Raw genomic sequence first — 3307 nt, 5'->3', positions numbered from 1 at the left:
TGATCTTGCTGGTTGCTGCAGATTCTTTACCCAGTATACCACGGCAGCGCAACAACGGGTTAATGGGAGGGGAAGGATGGAATTACGCATTGCATCATATGTGTAACCATTACTATATTATAATTAATTTCATTTCTATCAACCTATTTACATGTAAAACCATTTGGTATATCCTAAATTAAGGAATTAGAATAATATTTCTGGGAAAAAACTATATAAATATTGGATATTAAATTGAGCCCTATATATTTTTTTAGAAGAAAAGGTAAGGAGGAGAGACTATTGTGTTACTAAATTCCTCAAAAGATAATTTTAAAAATCTATTTAGCTTAATCAGACCCTTCAAATATAAAATTATTTTGGTTTTACTATTATTGCTTTTATCAGCTGGAGTAAATATTTATATTCCGCTGCTTAATCAAAAAGTGATGGATTATGGATTTTTAGTAGGGGATTATAAATATGTAATACAAGTCATTTTACTTATTTTCTTTCTAAAGACATTTATAATTGCATGTGATCTTGTGAAAGAAATCACACGTGCTGACATTAGTTCAAAAGCGACATTATCATTATATAAAGCAGCAATATAGAACTAACAGAAAAGTGTAATATGAAATGTATTCACTGTTATGGTGAATTTGAAAATAAACTTTCATACACAATGAGTTACAACGATGTTGTTTCCATTCTTAAAATTTGGAAGATTTAGGTTTCAACAATTGAAATTACTGGCGGAGAAGCTACTATTCATCCACAAATCACAGAAATTATAGAGTTTGCCTGCAGTTTAAATTTCGTCCAAATATCTTTATTGAGTAATGGTTTGAATTTAAACGATCGTTTATTGAATACAATTGTTAAAAATAAAGATAAAATTTTTGTACAAATAGATATGCATAGTTTTGATAAGGAATACCTTTTATGGTTTACTAAAGTTCATTCTGTTCTGGAAAATGCCAGAAAAAATATAGAATTTTTAGCGCAACAAAAAGTCAAGATGAGAGTAGCTACTATTATTACCCCTAAAAATCTTGACGAATTTGAACCAATCGCTAATTGGGTACATAGTTTAGGAATTGCACATTATGGAGTTTCTTTAGTAATTCCTATTGGCCGAGCGGTGGATCATTCTGAACTGTTATTAAATCAAGAAGAATTGGTTCGATTTGATGAATCATTAGTTAGAATAAATAATACATATAAGAATTTTCTCAATTTAATTGATGTTCCAATAGCTCAACATGGAAATAATTGTGGTGCTCTTACGTCTCACTGTATAATTACTGCTAAAGGGGATATAAAACTTTGTAACATGGATAACCTGAAATATTTTAATAGTAACTTTGGGAATGTATTTGAAAAAAACATAAAAGACTTGTATAACGATAATTTTGAATTTATTAATAGTTTTATAAATTTGCCTACAGTTAAAGAAACATCGGAAGAATGTAAAAAATGTGAAAATTACAATTTTTGTTATCAATGTATTTTAAGGAGTTTAATAAAAGCAAATGAATTAAAAGAAAAGTGCAATTGGTACAATGAAGTTGTTCCTAATGATATTAAGAAAAGGTTGTTTGCATAAAGTATAAAGTATAGATAACGCGACGACTCGCCAGACATACTCTACAAAACCCTCTATTTCGTAATGCAAAAATCGCATAAATCGTTAAAACTACTCTGGTAGAGGGTTTGGCGCTCATAACCATGGCTCGTTATGCTTTGACGAGGAGAGAACAAAATGGAGACTATCCTGGAAGTAAAGGATTTACGCAAGAGTTACCCTACCTTTTCTTTGAACAATGTAAGCTTCAGGCTTTTTGAAAATACAATAACAGGTTTTATTGGAGTGAATGGATCTGGAAAAACTACAACCATTAGGACAATTCTTGGGCTAACGCTTAAGGATGCAGGTAATATAAAGATTTTCGGGAAAGATTTTATCGAGCATGAGAAAGAAATAAAAAATCGAATTGGGTTTGTTTTTGATGAAGGGTATTTTTATGAACATTTAACAATAAGTGAGATGAAGAGTGTCATCGCTCCAGCATATTCGACTTGGTCCGAGATGGATTTTAAGAGCTATTTGGACCGATTTCATTTAGATCGCAAACAAAAAATCTCTACCCTGTCAAAAGGAATGCGTGTCAAATACGCCCTTTCCCTAGCATTGTCACATCAGGCAGATCTCTTGATTTTAGACGAACCCTCCAGCGGACTGGACCCGCTTGTACGCAGTGAAATCCATCAACTGCTATTGGAATATGTATCACAAAAAGGAAAAAGCGTGCTTTTCTCTACTCACATCACCTCTGATTTAGAGACTATTGCAGATGCCATTCTCTTAATAGACAAAGGAAATATTATCTTGAATCGTGACAAAGCACAGTTGCTCGCATCTCATAAATCCGTACAGGAAGGGGATCCTTCCCAAATTTCATCCCCAACTTTAGAGGAAATCGTTTTGACCTGCTTGAGGGGAGGAAAATAGAAGATGTTAAAACCTTTATTTCATCTCGTAAAGAAAGAATTCTTATTGGTTAAAAGCTATCTTCCTGCAATTATTCTAATTACAATTGCTATCCCTTTATTTATAAACGCACAATTAAGTCCGATCATAGGTAAAAACTCCGGTGCTTGGGCCTACTGTCTGGAAACCATATTTGTGCAATTCATCATATCTAGCTCTGCTTCGCTCATTGAAGCAAAATATCCTAAAGCTCAAGCATTGCTTTCTGCAACTCCTTACACCAGAAAATTGTTGGTTGTTGCCAAATATTCGTTTATCTTGATGATGTTCTTATATTCAACTTTAATGTTTGCGATTTTTTCCATACTGTCCCCTAAATATTTTGGAGACTTTCATGTTTCCATGATTGGCCCCGTTTTTTTATTTGTCTGTATCTTTTTTGGTATTGTCACACCTCTGGAATATAAAATTGGTTATGAAAAGACAAAATATGTATACACTTTAGCATTGGTCATTATTCCCTTTATCGTTTCACGTTTCTCCACCTTATCTGATCTGATCCGCATAAAACGATTGATTGAGAATATACCTGTCAGTTTGCAATTCATTCTTCCCATTTTATTGGCCTGTTTTATTGGATTAGTATCAATAATTACATCGATCAGAATTTATTCCAAAAAAGAACTTTAAAGTGTATTGTTTATAATAATGAAAAAGCTCTATGGTAAAAAATAAAGAATTAACGCTGCGAATGGGGCACCAGGTTCTTTTCCACATAGCTGGCATTCAGGAAGTCGATAATGAACTTTCCCCCAGGGGCAAGCACCCTGCCCA

At 33.0% G+C, this 3307-nt stretch carries 4 protein-coding genes and 1 pseudogene; 4 read left to right on the top strand and 1 reads right to left on the bottom strand.

Features of this window, described 5'->3' with window-relative positions:
- The first annotated feature begins 284 nt into the window (after positions 1-284).
- The 4 genes from DQG13_RS30175 to DQG13_RS30160 all read left to right on the top strand — a co-directional run bounded on the left by DQG13_RS30175 (position 285) and on the right by DQG13_RS30160 (position 3163).
- A complete protein-coding gene (locus DQG13_RS30175; protein ID WP_113023902.1) occupies positions 285-593 on the top strand; it encodes a hypothetical protein in 309 nt (102 codons plus the stop codon).
- Between the two features lie 128 nt (positions 594-721).
- Complete coding sequence (locus DQG13_RS30170) at positions 722-1588, top strand: radical SAM protein (RefSeq protein WP_397334032.1); 867 nt, start codon at positions 722-724, stop codon at positions 1586-1588.
- 156 nt (positions 1589-1744) lie between these two features.
- Positions 1745-2494, top strand: a complete 750-nt coding sequence (locus tag DQG13_RS30165) for an ABC transporter ATP-binding protein (RefSeq protein ID WP_113023900.1) — start codon at positions 1745-1747, stop codon at positions 2492-2494.
- 3 nt (positions 2495-2497) lie between these two features.
- A complete protein-coding gene (locus DQG13_RS30160; protein ID WP_113023899.1) occupies positions 2498-3163 on the top strand; it encodes an ABC-2 transporter permease in 666 nt (221 codons plus the stop codon).
- Positions 3164-3215: 52 nt separating this feature from the next.
- Here DQG13_RS30160 and DQG13_RS31695 read toward each other — a convergent pair.
- A pseudogene (locus DQG13_RS31695) lies at positions 3216-3307 on the bottom strand (class I SAM-dependent methyltransferase); the annotation flags it as partial.

The organism is Paenibacillus sp. YN15 (genome assembly GCF_003285005.1).
GTDB lineage: Bacteria > Bacillota > Bacilli > Paenibacillales > NBRC-103111 > Paenibacillus_AR.
This window is presented reverse-complemented; position numbering and strand designations above follow the sequence as displayed.